A 15,750-nucleotide genomic window follows, 5' to 3' on the forward strand; every position below is an offset into this window, starting at 1 on the left:
CATGATTTCCAGATGCGTTTCTTTGCGCATCGGGAGAGGCATTGCAAGCTCAATTGCACGCGGCTCATCTCAATCATGCGTGAATAGCGCATAGGCTTCGCGTTCTTTTAGCCAAGCCATTTTATTTCCATCACAAACATTATTAGCTGCAACCGGTCATGATGAAAGAGCGAGAAGAACAACAACGGCTGTTCGACCTCGACGGGAATGCGCGTGAGCGCCTGATCGCGTGGATACGCCGGCGCATGGACGAATACGGCATCACGATCGAAGCGCTCGGCGAGTCGATAGCCGCAGACGCCGCCGCGACGCGCGCGGTCATGTATCGCGACGCGTTCGGCAATACGTGGGACGGCCACGGCGACAAGCCCGACTGGCTCGCGCGCGCCATTTACGCCGGACAGAACATCGACCACTTTCGCTGCTAAGCGTTCGCGGTGCTGTCGCGGCATCCACGCCGCTTACGACGAACCGGCGTGGACATTTGCCGTTGATCGTGTGCGCGATCTCCCTTAACATCCCCGGGTCGTTGCCGGCCACGCGCTCCGCTGCAGTTCTTCATCACGGGCGCGCGCGGCACAGAACTGGAAGCTGAATGCCGTACCGTCGACCCACTCCTTCATCGTCATTCCCTGAATTCCGTTTTGCTGCGTGGCTCCGTTATGTCGCCGTGCTCGGCCTGTTGTGCCTGAACGTCGGCTGGACCTTCGGCGCGACTCACGAGCCTGTTCGGCATGCGTCGGTTCGCGTGAGCCGTCATATCTCGCCGCCCGCGCGGCATACGTCGAAGGCCAAAGCGCGAAGCGCCGGCAAAGCGAACAAGGTTGCCACGCGCAAGGCGCACAGGCGCAAGCATGTCACCGACGACGAGCGTTCCATGCACGCAAGCAAGCTCGCGCCGAAATCGCGCCGCCACGCCGCACGCATTGCGCGCGAGCCGCGCAATGGACGGCGTACTGCCGGAGTGACCGCGCATCGCAACCGGCAGCCTCGAGAACCCGCATCGCGTACATCAACGAATGCGGCGCAAGGAGCCCATGCGGCGCTCCGCCTGTTGCCCCGCTGCGGATATACGCCAAAGTCCCGCGCATTGCTGCGCGCGCGTTCAGTCTTCGTGGTCGACGAACGAACGCAAACCGTGCTCACCGAAAAGCAGGCCGATCGCGTGATGCCGATCGCTTCGGTATCCAAACTAATGACGGCCGTCGTCGCGCTCGATACACGGCACGCGCTCGATGCACCGCTGAACGTCACCGTCCAAGATCAGGATTTCGACAAGTTCACAGGTTCGCGTCTGAGCGTCGGCTCGGTTCTGTCGCGCCACGACATGCTGCACATTGCGCTGATGTCGTCGGAAAATCGCGCGGCTGCCGCGTTGAGCCGCGATTACGCCGGCGGCAGACCGGGCTTCGTGGCCGCGATGAACGCCAAGGCGCGCGCGCTCGGCATGCGTCATACGTCGTTTGTAAACGGCACGGGCTTGTCGCCGCATAACGTGTCGACGGCGCGCGACTTGGCTCGGCTCGTGGCGGCCGCCAGCCGCTATCCGCTGATTCGCGCGTATTCGACCGATCGCGATCAATGGGTATTTCCTGGCGGTCCGCGCGCGCGTTTGAGTTATCACAACTCGAATGCGCTGGTGAGAAGCGGCGACCGGTCGATCGTATTGCAGAAAACCGGCTTCATTAACGAGGCGGGACACTGCGTTGTCGTGCGAATGATCGTGCACGGCAGACCGATCGACATTGTCGTGCTCGGCGCGCCAGGTCCGCATGACCATATTGCGGACGTGATCAGAATCCGCCGCTGGCTGCGTTGCTCGTTGTGATGATCGAGCCTCCAAATCGAGCCTGCATTTTCAGCGGACGCAAAAAAAGCCCGCACTAAGGCGGGCTCAACTACTCGGAGTTTCGCGATCCAGTCGCTTGACGGATCGCTTTCAGTGTAGGCGAAAGCTATATGAAAGCATAGGGATTCCGCGTTACAGGTCGAAAAAAACCGTTTCCTTGTCGCCCTGCATGTGGATGTCGAAGCGATACACGTTCGCCGTATTCGCGTCGCGCCGCGCGATCAGCGTATCGCGGCGATCGGCCGGAACCGCTGCCAGTACCGGATCGCGTTCATTGGCATTCGCTTCGTCCTCGAAATAAATGCGTGTGAACGTGTGCAGCAGCATGCCTCGCATCGTGACGATCACGTTCAGATGCGGCGCCTCGTCCGCACTCACGCGGCCGGGCTTGATCGTCTCCACGACAAAGCGCTTGTGCGGGTCCGTGCCCGTGCCGACGCGGGCAAAGCCGCGAAAACCGGTCTTCAGGATGTCCTCGCGCGATTCGGGGTAGTGCCCGTTCGCGTCCACTTGCGACACTTCGAGCATCGCATCGCCAATCACGTTGCCGTCGCCGTCGAACACCTGGCCCACGATCGTGATGTGCTCGCCGGCCGCCTCGCGGTCCGCGAGAACGGGCGTGAACAGGCTCTTGAAGTCGAAATCGTATTGCTGCGGGCACAGGCCGTACGCGAAGTACGGTCCGACCGTCTGCGAGGGCGTTTGCTTGAGAGTGGTCATGGCTTAGCGCTCCATCGGAGTTTCGTTGCGGCCGCGCAGCACGATGTCGAAGTCGTAGCCGAGCGCGTACGACTCTTGCGTCGTGTCGAGCGAGAAGTTGGCGATCAGCCGGTCACGCGCATGCTCCGGCGTGCCCTGGAAGATCGGATCGAACGCCAGCAGCGGGTCGCCCGGAAAATACATTTGGGTGACGAGGCGCGAACCGAAATGCTCGCCGAACAGCGAGAAATGGATGTGATTCGGGCGCCATGCATTCGGATGATTGCCCCACGGATACGCGCCGGGTTTGATCGTCAGAAAGCGATAACGGCCTTCGTTATCGGTGATGCAGCGGCCCGCGCCGAGAAAATTCGGATCGAGCGGCGCGTCGTGCTGATCGACCTTGTGCACGTAACGGCCCGCCGCGTTCGCCTGCCAGATTTCGACGAGCGTGTTGCGCACCGGTCGGCCGCCCTCGTCGAGCACACGGCCCGTCACGATGATACGTTCGCCGAGCGGCTCGCCATTACGCACGGCGTTGCGGGTCAGATCGTTGTCGAGCGCGCCGAGGTCTTCGGTGCCGTAGACGGGCACGCGCTGATCGCGCAGCTTTTCCTTCAACGGGATCAGCGGACGCGTGGGACCGCGTTTAACCGACGAACCGTAGCCGGGATAAATGTACTCGGGATGCGACGCGAAATCGCGTGCGCTGAGAAAGGAATCGTCCATCGATGTCTCCTTCGGGGATTGTGGGATGCAAGTTTATGAAGCCACTTTATCCAAACTGTCCGGTTATGAAAAATGACGTTTTGGCGTTTTTCGTATAACCTGCCGTTATGCAACGCAGCCTCGCGGACAGTCGCGTCAAATTCCGTCATCTTCAGTGCTTTCTGGCCGTGGCCCAGTTCGGCAGCGTCCAGCGGGCCGCTGACAGCCTGTCGATCACCCAGCCCGCCGTCTCCAAGACGGTCGCGGAACTCGAAGCCATTCTCGGCGTGAAACTGTTCGAACGGGGCCGTCACGGTGCCGTGCCGACGCGCGAAGGTCAACTCTTCATGCCGCACGCGAGCGCCTGTGTCAGCGCATTGCGGCAAGGCGTCGATCTGCTTTCGCGCGCCGAAGGCGCCGCCGCGGCCACGCTCGAAGTGGGAATTCTGCCGACCGTCGCCGCCGCGCTGATGCCGCCTGTCCTCAAGCGGTTTGCGTCGCTCTGGCCGCGCGTGATCGTGCGTCTGGCAACCGGCGCGAACCCGGAATTGCTCGAGCGTCTGAAAGCGGGCACGATTGAATTCGCAGTCGGCCGGCTCGCCGATCCCGAGCGCATGGTCGGCCTCAGCTTCGAGCAGTTGTTCAGCGAACCGCTGATCGCCGTCGTGCGGGCGGGGCATCCGCTCGGCGACACGCCGGGCCTGCCGTCCGCCGCATTGCAGGATTTCCCGGTGGTGTTGCCGCCGTTCGGCACGCTGATCCGGCAGTCGGCGGACAGTCTGCTGAGCGCATGGGGCTTGCTGCCGTTGTCCGCGTTTGTCGAAGTGTTGTCGGTGTCGACGGGGCGCGCGTTGACGCTCGAGAACGACGCCGTCTGGTTCGTGCCGCTGAGTGCAGTGGAGTACGAGTTGGCGCACGGCATGTTCGTGCGTTTGCCGTTGCCGTTTGCGGGCACCGACGAACCCGTCGGTCTGATCCGGCGCTCGGACACGCAGCCTTCGCCAGTGGGACGGGCGTTTATCGACGCGGTGCGAGAGGTCGCGCAATCGAGGATGGCGGCGAGCGGCGGCAAACTGGCGAGCAAGCCTGTGCGCAAGCGGGTGCGCCGCACGGCGGCGGCGAAGTAACAGAGTTGGCGTTTCAGGCTCATTGCGCTCACCGGAGCACCGGATATTCGAGCGCGCGACTCACGGTGTTTGTGAACCATCCAGTACAAATTCAAGTTGCGAACCAGGCGCGAGCCGGTGTAAAAACACGGTGCGAAAGCCGTCGACAACCGCGCGCGGTTGCGTCACGCGCAGGCAGTGTCACACTGCGAGTTCAGCAAAAGCTTGCACAGAAAACAGCGTCGAAACACAGTACAAGGAGATTGCCATGCCCAGCGACTTGCCCACTCCAGAGGCCGCGCTTCGCGCTGTGTCGGCGCCTGAGCATAATCCGCTCGGCACTGCCGGCATCGAATTCGTGGAGTTCGCCTCGCGCGATCCGCAGGCGCTCGGCGACACGTTCGTCAGGCTCGGCTTCAAGGCGATTGCGCGCCACATCAGCAAGGACGTCACGCTATACCGGCAGGGCGAAATGAATTTCCTGATCAACGCGGAGCCGGATTCGTTCGCCGCGCGCTACGCCGAAGAATACGGCGCCGGCATTTGCGCAATCGGCATTCGCGTGGCCGATGCGCAGCGCGCTTTCGACCGCGCAATCGAACTCGGCGCGTGGGCGTTCGAAGGCGAGCGAATCGGCGCTGGCGAGTTGCTGATTCCGGCCATTCAGGGCATTGGCGATTCACACATTTACTTTGTCGACCGTTGGCGCGGACGCGGCGGCCAGCGCGGCGGGCTTGGCGATATTTCCATCTTCGACATCGACTTCCGTCCGATCCAGATCGACACCGCGCAGGCGGATCTGAGCCATGCGGGCACCGGCCTCGTCGCAGTGGATCACTTGACGCAAACGGTCGGCGAAGGCCGCATGCAGGAGTGGCTCGACTTCTATCGCGATCTGCTCAATTTCCGCGAGATTCACGAACTGCACGCGAATTGGCATGTGTCGGCGGAATCGCGTGTGATGGTGTCGCCGTGCGGCGCGATCCGCATTCCGCTTTACGAGGAAGGCACGCGCCGTACGGACCTGATGCACGAATACTTGCCGGATCATCCGGGAGAGGGCGTGCAGCACATTGCGCTCGCAACCGACGACATCTTCGCTTGCGTCGAGCAGTTGCTTGCCAACGGTGTGCAATTTGTCGAGCCGCCGCCGCGCTATTACGAGCAACTGGACGCGCGTTTGCCGGGACATGGACTCGACGTCGAGCGCCTGAAGCGCACGCATGTTCTCGTGGATGGCGAGATTGGCGCGGACGGTATACCGCTATTGTTTTTCCAGACTTTCGTGCGCCGCGGACCCGGCGAGATTTTCTTCGAGATCGTTCAGCGCAAGGGACATCATGGTTTCGGCGAAGGCAATCTCAGTGCGCTCGCACAGGCGCGAGGACAAGCGAACGCTTGAGACGTCGCGCTATTTCCGGGGCGATTCGTCTATTGCGGGTGCTTGCGGAATGTCGGCGCTTGTCGCCATCCATAATACTTCGGCATCCTCTTCACTCGTCGACACTGCGGCGTGGCCGGTGCGGCTGTCGAAGTAGAGACTGTCGCCGGCGTTCAGATGCGTCGGCGCATACAACTCGGAATAGAGGCACACGCTGCCGCTAATCACGTAGAGAAACTCTTCGCCTTCGTGGCGGCCCCAGTCGTCGAACGCATCGAGCGTGTGCGCCGAAATGCGGATGCGAAACGGCAGCATGGCTTTGTGCGCGAGATCGGTCGCGAGCAATTCCATTTGATAGCCGCGATATGCGTGGCGCTGTCCTTCGCCTTTGCGCGTGAGTGCGCGACGCCCATTTGCGCTGATCTTCGGCGCAGAGCCAAACAATTCGCCGATTTCGATCTTCAGTCCAAGGACGATTTTTTGCAGCACGTCGAAAGTCGGGGACATGAGGCCGTTTTCGACTTTCGAGAGCGTCGAGCGTGAGACGCCGCACAGGCGGCTCGCGGTTTCGAGCGTCAGGTCTTGCGACTGACGGGCGGCGCGTACGCGACGGCCCAGATCGGTCGTCAAGGGTTCGGCGGGCTTCGTGATGTGCGTGTCCATGAGTTGCTGCTTTGTTTGCGACTGAAGGGCGATTGTATTGCGTGTTTCCGATAATAACATTCGCCGTGGCTGAGCATGCCGACGCGGCGCTCGTCGCAAACCGGCGACGGCGCTGGTGCTTACTCGTTGCCTTTCTGATTGGAAACGCGCAGGCGAAAGATTGAGTCGCCGCGCGCGAATGAGTTGTCGCGACGAGCGTGCGCGCCCGCGTCTGATTGGATCAAAAAGCAACCGTCGCGGTTGCCATAAAACTCGCCGTACTGCGCAAGCGGGTGCTTTCCGTTTATCTTCGTGTCGTAGGTGACGATGGGACCCATCGCGAGATGTCGATCGCGTGCCGTCAGACGAAGCGATTCTTTTTCGCGCTCTTCTTTCTTGCCGCGGGCTCGACGCCGACACGCGAGTCGCGCCTTCCGACTACTTCAACCACCGCGCCCGCTAGCGCTTCGAACTCTTCATGCGTCTGCGACAAATAAAGCCACTTGCCGAGTACAGGATGCGGCGCCAACTCAGGGAACTCGCGAATAAGATCTGCGTGTCGATCGCGCGATGTACATACCAGCAACCCATTCCACGGCTCTTCGCCATTGCCGACCGAGAGACAAAGCAAGCCATCGACATAAGCTGCTTCAAAGCCGAATAAGCGCTTCCTCATGAAACCGGGATCGTCCTCGATAGGCTCGAACACCCACAGCAATGAATTCTTGACGGTTGATCCCATGACCGCTCCTCCTTTCGAGCGGTCATCTTAAAGCGAATCTGTGCGATGTCGTATCTACGGAAAAGCGGTTGTCACTGAGCCGGCGCGGCCGCTCCTGTTTGCGACGATCCTGTTGCCGTCGATCCGTAACCCGTCGTGTCGCTCTGAGCCATTGCATTCTGTGCGGCAACGCGAGCCTCGGCCGCTTGGATATCGGCGGGATAATTGGCATCCACTGCAGCCGCCGGGTTATAACCGGCCTGTTCGATCTGCTTTAACTGAGCCTTCACTTCCGCGCGCGTGAGCGGCTGTTCCGATTGTGCAAACGATGCAACTGGCGCGGTCAGCACAACAGCAAGAGTCACTGCCTTGATCAGCGTGTTCATGATGCTTCCCTCCGGGAATGGTGTCGTCCGATGCCGCTGTGGATCGTCGGCACCATGCGCGGATTGTAGGAAGCGGTTATTCGAGGGCAAACCCCCAATGCAGTAATTCACTCTTGCAGCAATTGATAAGTCGGCGTGCTGTAATCCCGGCGCCTGAAAATGAAGGCGTTTTGTCAAACGCCCTCGCGCACACCCACGCGGTACGCGGTGACTTGCCGGTACGTGTCGCCGGGTCGCAGGATCACGTCATTCTGTTCCTCCGGCATGTTGACCTGGTTCGGAAAGCCGCCCGCTTCCAGACACAGTCCCGCATGTGTCTGATAGCGAGCTCCGCCGCGTCCTGCATCGCCTTTTAGAAAGTTGCCGCTATAAAACTGCAAGCCGCGCTGATCCGTCGACACAGTCAGTTCGCGGCCGCTGCCGGGGTCGTAAAGACACGCGACTTCTCGCACCTTGCCTGCGCCGCCAGGTGCATCGCGCAACACATAGCAATGATCGAATCCGCCCGCTTGCACGAGTTGCGCATGCGGCCATTCGAGGCGTGCGCCGATCGGCGCGCTTTGCCGGAAGTCGAATGCGTTGCCCGCTACGTCGGCCAACTTCGAAGGGATCATCGCTGCGTCGACTTCGAAGAACCGGTCCGCGTCGATTGACAGCATATGTCCGCGAATATCGGCACCCGCGCGGCCCGTCAGGTTGAAGTACCCATGACTCGTTAGATTGAGCGGCGTCGCGGCGTCGGCAATGGCCTCGTATTCGATGGTCAAGGTGCCGTCGTCGTCGAGCGTGTAGCGCACTTGCGCGGTGACATTGCCCGGAAAACCGGCGTCGCCTTCCGGCGACTCGAGCCGCATCAACAGCGAGCCATTGTCTTCGCTCACGTCCCACATCGCGCGATGAAAACCGACGCTTCCACCATGCAGCAGCTTCGTGCCTTCATTGCGGTCGAGTGTGTATTCGATGCCGTCGAGCGTAAAACGCGCGTCGGCAATACGGTTCGCCCAGCGGCCAATCAGACCGCCCATAAAAGTCGTGGCCGCGAAGTACTGAGCCGGTGTGTCGTGGCCGAGAAGAATATCGCCGAGACGTCCCGCGCGATCCGGCGCATGCCATGAAACCAGCGTCGCGCCGAGATCGCTAATCGCGACCTTCATGCCGTGCGCGTTACGCAATGTAAAGAGCCGTACCGGATCGCCGCCATTGAGCGTGCCCCACGGCTCGGAAGAAAGTTGTGCGATGCTGATCATGTCGTCGATAGAAAATAAAAAAGTAAAGGCATGCTCAGCCTGGCGTCGAAGCCTGAGTCAAACTCGCGCGCTCCTGGTACTCGCGCGGCGTACACCCAAGCTCCCGACGAAATACGGCGTACATGTATTGCAGCGACGTAAAGCCGCAACGTATTGCCACTTCCGCGCTCGACGCATCGCGTTTTGCAAGCAGCGCTTTCGCGACATCGAGCTTGTGGCGCAAGATCTCCTGATGCACCGTGCACTTGCGCTCGCGTCGAAAGTACTCTTCGAGCGACGAACGCGACACGCCGACATAGTCGGCCACCTGTTCAGTGCGAATACCCTGGCAAGCATACTGGCGAATAAAATGCCGCGCGCGCATTACATAGGGACTCGCGAGCGGCTGATGCCTGGTCGATTCGAGTACGTTGATGCCAACAGGCGGCACGAGAATGCGCCGCCCAGGAAAGCGCGCGCCATGCAGCATCTGATGCAACAGGTGAGCCGCGGTGCGGCCCATTTCCTCAGTACCCTGAATCACGGAAGAAAGTGGAATACGAGTGAGCGTGCGCGTGAGCGGATCATTGTCGATACCGATAATCGCCACTTCTTCCGGCACCGGAATGCCCGCAATCAGACACGCTTGCAGCAAATGCCGCGCACGCGCGTCGGTCACGGCAATAATGCCGACCGGCTTCGGCAATTCGCGCAGCCACGCGGTGAGTTGTTCGGTCGCCTGGTTCCATGAAGGCGCGCTCGTGGAAAGACCGCGATAGATCTCGCTTTGAATCTGCTCGGCACTGTGGCCGTCCGCATTGCGCAAATGTGCGAATGCAAGTTCGCGCTGCTGCGCCCAGCGGTTTTCTTGCGCCTGCGGCAGGCTGTATAGCGCAAAGTGTTCGAGGCCCGCGCCAATCAGATGCGTGTACGCGAGCGAGACGAGCTTGCTGTTGTCCGTTGCGATATAGGGTAAATCCGGGGGATATTGCGCCGGGTCCTCGAATGACGACCCCACTGCGACCACCGGCAATGGACAATCGCGCAGTGCTTCGCTTACGGCAGGATCGTCGAAATCCGCGATGATGCCGTCGCCGTCGAAGCGCTCGATGCCCGTCAACCGGCAGCGAAAGTCGTCTTCCAGAAAGAGGTCCCACGCTACGCGTGTGGACAGCAAGTAGTTGCCGATGCCGGTAATGATCTCGCGGTCGTAGACCTTGTTCGCGTTGAAGAGCAGCGCGATTCGATGCGTCGTCTGTGGTGTTTGCGGACGGGTCATGGCGGTGAGCGGCCGGCGGACGTTGAAGCCCGCACAGCCTTTGTCTCCTTTGAATCCGTATTTTTAAGCGTCCGGTTATTCTAGGCCGCCAATAGCGCACGGGGGCAAACAAAATGGCGGGCGGTAAGAAACATCAAGCACACTGCGCAATTTCGCAATTGCCGATGCCTCCGGCAAGCGGCAGCATGGCGTCACCTTATCGACCGCCCCGGCCACGTCGCACGGGTTGCGGTGCAACATAATCCCTTTAGATGGGAAGGAGACGCTGATGTCCTACTTCGAACATATTCCCGAGATCCGTTATGAAGGCCCGCAATCGGACAATCCGCTTGCGTACCGCCACTACGATAAAAGCAAAAAGGTACTCGGCAAAACGCTCGAAGAACATCTGCGGATAGCGGTGTGTTACTGGCATACGTTTGTGTGGCCGGGCGTCGATATTTTCGGGCAGGGCACCTTCAAGCGCCCCTGGCAGCAACCGGGCGACGCGATGGAAATGGCGCATCTGAAAGCAGACGCCGCCTTTGAATTCTTCTCGAAGCTCGGCACGCCGTACTACACTTTCCACGACACCGACGTTGCACCCGAAGGTGCGAACCTGAAAGAATACAGCGAGAACTTTTCCCGCATAGTGGACTACCTCGCGCGCAAGCAGCAGGACACCGGTATCAAACTGCTATGGGGCACCGCCAATCTGTTTTCGCATCCGCGTTATGCGGCCGGCGCCGCGACGAGTCCCAACCCGGACATCTTCGCGTTTGCCGCGACCCAGGTGCGCCATGCGCTCGACGCGACGCAACGGCTCGGAGGTGATAACTATGTATTGTGGGGCGGGCGCGAAGGTTACGACACGCTGCTTAACACGGACCTCGTGCGCGAACGCGATCAACTCGCGCGCTTCCTGCATATGGTCGTGGACCATGCACACAAGATCGGCTTCAAAGGTTCTCTGTTGATCGAGCCTAAGCCGCAAGAGCCGACCAAGCATCAATACGATTACGATGTCGCGACCGTCCACGGCTTCTTGCTGCAATACGGTCTCGAGAAAGAAATCCGCGTGAATATCGAGGCGAATCATGCGACGCTTGCGGGCCACTCGTTTCATCACGAGATCGCGACGGCCTATGCGCTCGGTATTTTCGGCAGCGTCGACGCCAATCGCGGCGACCCGCAAAACGGCTGGGACACGGATCAATTCCCCAATAGCGTGGAAGAACTGACGCTCGCCTTCTACGAAATCCTGGGCCACGGCGGCTTCACGACAGGCGGCATGAACTTCGACTCGAAAGTGCGGCGGCAAAGCGTCGATCCGGAAGATCTCTTTTACGGCCACGTTGGCGCAATCGATAACCTCGCGCTCGCCGTCGAACGCGCGGCCGTATTGATCGAAAATGACCGTCTCGGTCAATTCAAGCGTGAGCGTTATGCCGGTTGGGACGCCGACTTTGGCCGCAAGATTCTTTCCGGCGACTACTCGCTGTCGACACTCGCCGCAGACGCACTGTCGCGCGACCTCAATCCGCAGCATGCAAGCGGCCACCAGGAGCGCATGGAAAACATCGTGAATCAGGCTATTTATAGCGGACGCTAAAGGGCATCATCGTTGCAAATGAAGAAAGCGCGCGGGTGCAACTCGCGCGCATAAAAAGAAGCTTTGGGTTGTCGCTTGTCCGGACCTGCGGCTCGCAGCGCAGGCCGTCCAATCCGGAATTCCGGCTATCAGAAGAAGGAGACAGAGATGAAATTCGCAACGCGTCGTACTGTATTGAGTTCGCTCGTATGTGGAGCGGTGTTGGCGAGCCTTTCGCTTATCGCGCCGCTTGCGCACGCAAGCAAGGATCACCCTGAAATCGGCTTCTGTATCGACGACCTGCGCGTCGAGCGCTGGTCGCGCGATCGCGACTATTTCGTCGCTGCTGCGGAAAAACTCGGTGCGAAAGTATCCGTGCAATCCGCCGACGCCAGCGAGGCGCGGCAAATCTCGCAGATCGAGAACCTCATCTCGCGCGGCGTGGATGTGATCGTGATCGTGCCGTTCAATTCGAAGACGCTCGGCAACGTCGTGGCCGAAGCGAAAAAAGCGGGGATCAAGGTCGTGTCGTATGACCGCCTGATTCTGGACGCCGACGTGGACGGCTATATCTCGTTCGATAACGAAAAGGTCGGCGAATTGCAGGCACAAGGCGTGTTTAACGCGCAACCGAAGGCCAACTACTTTCTGCTCGGCGGCGCACCGACCGACAACAACGCCAAGATGCTGCGCGAAGGACAGTTGAAGGTACTCAAGCCTGCCATCGACAAGGGCGACATCAAAGTGGTGGGCCAGCAGTGGGTGCCGGAGTGGAGCGCATCCACGGCGCTGCGCATCGTCGAAGACGCGCTGACCGCGAACAACAACAAGATCGACGCCATCGTCGCGTCGAACGACGGCACCGCAGGCGGCGCGATCCAGGCGCTCGCCGCGCAGCACATGGCGGGCAAGGTGCCGGTGTCGGGTCAGGACGCGGACCTCGCCGCAGTCAAGCGCGTGATTGCGGGCACGCAGACCATGACGGTCTACAAGCCGTTGAAGCTGATTGCCGGCGAAGCCGCCAAGCTCTCGGTGGCATTGGCGAAGGGCGAGAAGCCCGCGTTTAACGCGCAGTACGACAACGGCAAGAAGAAAGTCGACACGGTGCTGCTGCAGCCCACGTTGCTCACCAAGAGCAACGTCGATGTAGTCGTCAAGGACGGCTTCTATACCCAGGCCCAGCTCGCGAGCCAATGAGCGTAACGCGCGCGCGGTTTGCGCCGATACGGCTGTCGCGTATCGGCGCGATCGCGCGCCTTGCAGCGAGGCATAGCGAATGACGCAACCGTTACTGACGATGCGCGGCATCGTCAAGGCATTTTCAGGCGTGAAAGCACTCGACGGAATCGACCTGACGGTCGCGCCGGGCGAGTGCGTCGGCTTGTGCGGCGAAAACGGCGCAGGCAAATCGACGCTGATGAAAGTACTGTCCGGCGTATATCCGCACGGTACCTGGGATGGCGAAATAACGTGGGAAGGCACGCCGCTGAAAGCAGCGGGCATACGCGACACGGAGCGCGCCGGCATCATCATCATTCACCAGGAATTGATGCTGGTGCCCGAATTGTCGGTGGCCGAGAACATTTTTCTCGGCAATGAAATCACGCTGCCCGGCGGCCGCATGAATTACGCCGCGATGTACCAACGCGCGGACGAATTGCTGCGCGAGCTCGGCATTCAGGGCATCAATGCGGCGCAACCGGTGATGAACTACGGCGGCGGCCATCAGCAGCTGATCGAGATTGCGAAGGCGCTCAACAAACGCGCGAAGCTGCTGATTCTGGATGAACCGTCGTCGTCGCTTACTTCCTCGGAGATTGCGATTCTGCTGGACATCGTGCGCGATCTGAAGCGGCGCGGCGTGGCCTGTGTCTACATCTCGCACAAGCTCGACGAAGTCGCCGCCGTTTGCGACACGATCAGCGTGATTCGCGACGGACGCCATGTCGCCACCGAGCCCATGCACGCATTGACGACAGACCGCATCATTTCGCTGATGGTCGGACGCGAGATCAAGAACCTGTTCCCGCGCGAGCCGCATCCGATTGGCGACGTCGTTTTCGAGGCGCGCAACGTCACCTGTTTCGACGTGACGAATCCGCGCCGCAAGCGCGTGAACGATGTGTCGTTTGCATTGCGGCGCGGCGAAATTCTCGGCGTGGCCGGGCTCGTCGGCGCGGGGCGCACGGAATTGATGCAGGCGATTTTCGGCGCCTATCCCGGCACGAGCGAAGCGACGGTCGTCATGGAAGGCAAGGCCGTGAAAATTCGCGCGCCTATCGATGCGATTCGCGCGGGCATCGGCATGGTGCCGGAAGATCGCAAGCGCCACGGCATCGTGCCGGGCCTGAGCGTCGGCCACAACATTACGCTCGCGGTGCTGCAGCGCTTTGCATCGGGCGGACGCATCGATTCGGCGGCCGAGCTCGATACGATTCATACGGAAATGAAGCGGCTTTCTGTGCGCGCCGCTCATCCGATGTTGTCGATAGCGAGCCTTTCCGGCGGCAATCAGCAGAAAGCCGTGCTCACGCGCATGTTGCTGACCGATCCCAAAGTACTGATTCTCGACGAACCCACACGAGGCGTCGACGTCGGCGCGAAATTCGAAATCTACAAACTCATTTTTCAACTGGCGCAGCGCGGCATGTCGATCGTGATGGTGTCGTCCGAATTGCCGGAAGTACTCGGCATTAGCGATCGCGTGCTCGTGATCGGCGAAGGCGAATTGCGCGGCGATTTCGTCAACGACGGCCTCACGCAGGAAGACATTCTCAGCGCCGCGATCCGTCCCGTGCAGCGAGTCCCGAACCCAACCGCAGCGAGTGCAGCATGACGCCCGACGTTACTTCCCAACGCGCCGACAATACTGCGCCGCGAGGCGCATTCGGCGGTCCGCAACGCGTTCAGCAACTGTTCGCGCGCTACAAGATTCTCGCGCTGCTGATTGCCGTGGCCGCGATCTGGATTTTCTTTTCGGTGCTCACGCACGGCGCCTTCGTGACGCCGCGCAATCTGTCGAACCTGCTGCGGCAGATGTCGATCACCGGCATGCTCGCGTGCGGCATGGTGTTCGTGATCATCGCGGGCGAGATCGATCTGTCGGTCGGATCGCTGCTCGGTTTGCTCGGCGGCGTGGCCGCGATACTCGACGTCAACCGTCACTGGCCGATAGGCGTCACGTTGCCCGCCGTGATGCTGCTCGGCGTGCTCGTCGGCCTCTTCAACGGATGGTGGTCGACATACCGGCGCGTGCCGTCGTTCATTGTCGGTCTCGGCGGCATGCTCGCGTATCGCGGGATTCTGCTCGGCGTGACAGGCGGTTCGACCATCGCGCCGGTCTCCGACAGTTTCGTGTTCGTCGGCCAGGGCTATCTGCCGAAACTGGCCGGCGATACGCTTGCCGTCGTGCTGTTTATATTGCTCGCGTTTCTGACGATACGTCAGCGCCGCAATCGCGAGCGCTATCAGTTAAGCGTGGTGCCGGTCTGGCAGGACGTTGCAAAAGTGGTCGGCGCGGGCGCGATTCTCGCGGGCTTCGTGGCGACGCTCGATCGTTACGGCGGCATTCCGGTGCCCGTTCTTCTGCTGCTCGCGTTGCTCGGCATCTTTACCTGGGTCGCCACGCAAACCGTCTTTGGCCGACGCATTTACGCAGTCGGATCGAATCTCGAAGCGACGCGCCTGTCCGGTGTCAACACGAATCGCGTGAAGCTCGCCATTTTCGCGCTGATGGGATTGATGTGCGCGTTCGCCGGCATCGTGAATACGGCGCGCCTCGCCGCAGGATCGCCGTCGGCGGGCTCGATGGGCGAACTGGACGCGATTGCCGCGTGCTTTATCGGCGGGACGTCGATGCGCGGCGGCTCGGGCACGGTCTACGGCGCATTGATCGGCGCGCTCGTGATGGCGAGTCTCGACAACGGCATGTCGATGCTCGACGTCGATGCCTACTGGCAGATGATCGTGAAGGGCGGCATTCTGGTGCTCGCCGTATGGATCGATGTCGTGTCGGGCTCGAACCGGCGCTGAGCCCGTTGACCAAAGCAAGGCAGAGCAAAGCCGCACGCTCTGCACATTTAATGAAACGCCCCACGGCACGCTAGCCAGGCGGCCTGCCTGCCTAACGTGCTGCTCGCGCCCGCCCCGCGCGCGCACGGCTTCATCCGACGAATTTAAGTCC

The 15,750-nt window shown here is 60.8% G+C and carries 16 protein-coding genes; 8 read left to right on the forward strand and 8 right to left on the reverse strand.

Features of this window, described 5'->3' with window-relative positions:
* Window positions 1-161: 161 nt before the first annotated feature.
* Together BGRAMDRAFT_RS05610 and BGRAMDRAFT_RS05615 are read left to right on the forward strand one after the other, a co-directional pair.
* Complete coding sequence (locus BGRAMDRAFT_RS05610; protein ID WP_029971552.1) at window positions 162-428, forward strand: H-NS family nucleoid-associated regulatory protein; 267 nt, start codon at window positions 162-164, stop codon at window positions 426-428.
* A 167-nt stretch (window positions 429-595) separates the two neighbouring features.
* Window positions 596-1,828 carry a serine hydrolase gene (locus BGRAMDRAFT_RS05615; RefSeq protein WP_006047706.1) on the forward strand — a complete coding sequence of 411 codons (1,233 nt, stop codon included), beginning with the start codon at window positions 596-598 and terminating at the stop codon, window positions 1,826-1,828.
* Between the two features lie 153 nt (window positions 1,829-1,981).
* On the opposite strand, the gene pcaG is transcribed toward BGRAMDRAFT_RS05615, so the two are convergent.
* Together pcaG and pcaH are read right to left on the reverse strand one after the other, a co-directional pair.
* A complete protein-coding gene (pcaG, locus tag BGRAMDRAFT_RS05620) occupies window positions 1,982-2,569 on the reverse strand; it encodes a protocatechuate 3,4-dioxygenase subunit alpha (protein WP_006047707.1) in 588 nt (195 codons plus the stop codon).
* A 3-nt stretch (window positions 2,570-2,572) separates the two neighbouring features.
* Window positions 2,573-3,277 (reverse strand): protocatechuate 3,4-dioxygenase subunit beta, encoded by a 705-nt coding sequence (gene pcaH / locus BGRAMDRAFT_RS05625; protein ID WP_006047708.1) that lies wholly within the window; start codon window positions 3,275-3,277, stop codon window positions 2,573-2,575.
* A 107-nt stretch (window positions 3,278-3,384) separates the two neighbouring features.
* On the opposite strand from pcaH, the gene pcaQ reads away from it, so the two are divergent.
* Both pcaQ and BGRAMDRAFT_RS05635 read left to right on the forward strand, forming a co-directional pair.
* On the forward strand, window positions 3,385-4,383 hold the full coding sequence (gene pcaQ, locus BGRAMDRAFT_RS05630) for a pca operon transcription factor PcaQ (RefSeq protein WP_006047709.1): 999 nt from the start codon (window positions 3,385-3,387) through the stop codon (window positions 4,381-4,383).
* 247 nt (window positions 4,384-4,630) lie between these two features.
* Complete coding sequence (locus BGRAMDRAFT_RS05635) at window positions 4,631-5,764, forward strand: 4-hydroxyphenylpyruvate dioxygenase family protein (protein WP_006047710.1); 1,134 nt, start codon at window positions 4,631-4,633, stop codon at window positions 5,762-5,764.
* A 9-nt stretch (window positions 5,765-5,773) separates the two neighbouring features.
* On the opposite strand, the gene BGRAMDRAFT_RS05640 is transcribed toward BGRAMDRAFT_RS05635, so the two are convergent.
* The 6 genes from BGRAMDRAFT_RS05640 to BGRAMDRAFT_RS05665 form a co-directional block, all read right to left on the reverse strand.
* Window positions 5,774-6,406 carry a helix-turn-helix domain-containing protein gene (locus BGRAMDRAFT_RS05640; protein WP_029971560.1) on the reverse strand — a complete coding sequence of 211 codons (633 nt, stop codon included), beginning with the start codon at window positions 6,404-6,406 and terminating at the stop codon, window positions 5,774-5,776.
* Between the two features lie 119 nt (window positions 6,407-6,525).
* Window positions 6,526-6,723, reverse strand: a complete 198-nt coding sequence (locus BGRAMDRAFT_RS05645; RefSeq protein WP_006047712.1) for a hypothetical protein — start codon at window positions 6,721-6,723, stop codon at window positions 6,526-6,528.
* 23 nt (window positions 6,724-6,746) lie between these two features.
* Window positions 6,747-7,127: a hypothetical protein gene (locus tag BGRAMDRAFT_RS05650; RefSeq protein WP_006047713.1), complete on the reverse strand. Its 381-nt coding sequence runs from the start codon at window positions 7,125-7,127 to the stop codon at window positions 6,747-6,749.
* A gap of 71 nt (window positions 7,128-7,198) precedes the next feature.
* Window positions 7,199-7,492: a DUF4148 domain-containing protein gene (locus BGRAMDRAFT_RS05655; RefSeq protein WP_006047714.1), complete on the reverse strand. Its 294-nt coding sequence runs from the start codon at window positions 7,490-7,492 to the stop codon at window positions 7,199-7,201.
* 173 nt (window positions 7,493-7,665) lie between these two features.
* On the reverse strand, window positions 7,666-8,739 hold the full coding sequence (locus BGRAMDRAFT_RS05660) for an aldose epimerase family protein (protein ID WP_006047715.1): 1,074 nt from the start codon (window positions 8,737-8,739) through the stop codon (window positions 7,666-7,668).
* Between the two features lie 34 nt (window positions 8,740-8,773).
* Window positions 8,774-9,997: a XylR family transcriptional regulator gene (locus BGRAMDRAFT_RS05665; RefSeq protein ID WP_006047716.1), complete on the reverse strand. Its 1,224-nt coding sequence runs from the start codon at window positions 9,995-9,997 to the stop codon at window positions 8,774-8,776.
* Window positions 9,998-10,265: 268 nt separating this feature from the next.
* Here BGRAMDRAFT_RS05665 and xylA point away from each other — a divergent pair, with 268 nt between their 5' ends.
* The 4 genes from xylA (at window position 10,266) to BGRAMDRAFT_RS05685 (ending at window position 15,599) form a co-directional block, all read left to right on the forward strand.
* Window positions 10,266-11,588, forward strand: coding sequence for a xylose isomerase (gene xylA, locus BGRAMDRAFT_RS05670; protein WP_006047717.1), 1,323 nt, complete (start codon window positions 10,266-10,268; stop codon window positions 11,586-11,588).
* Window positions 11,589-11,735: 147 nt separating this feature from the next.
* On the forward strand, window positions 11,736-12,764 hold the full coding sequence (gene xylF, locus BGRAMDRAFT_RS05675; protein WP_006047718.1) for a D-xylose ABC transporter substrate-binding protein: 1,029 nt from the start codon (window positions 11,736-11,738) through the stop codon (window positions 12,762-12,764).
* Between the two features lie 79 nt (window positions 12,765-12,843).
* Window positions 12,844-14,403 (forward strand): D-xylose ABC transporter ATP-binding protein, encoded by a 1,560-nt coding sequence (gene xylG, locus BGRAMDRAFT_RS05680; RefSeq protein ID WP_006047719.1) that lies wholly within the window; start codon window positions 12,844-12,846, stop codon window positions 14,401-14,403.
* Window positions 14,400-15,599 (forward strand): sugar ABC transporter permease, encoded by a 1,200-nt coding sequence (locus BGRAMDRAFT_RS05685; protein ID WP_006047720.1) that lies wholly within the window; start codon window positions 14,400-14,402, stop codon window positions 15,597-15,599. Before xylG ends, BGRAMDRAFT_RS05685 begins: the two co-directional genes overlap by 4 nt.
* Window positions 15,600-15,750: the final 151 nt, after the last annotated feature.

This window comes from Paraburkholderia graminis C4D1M (assembly GCF_000172415.1).
GTDB lineage: Bacteria > Pseudomonadota > Gammaproteobacteria > Burkholderiales > Burkholderiaceae > Paraburkholderia > Paraburkholderia graminis.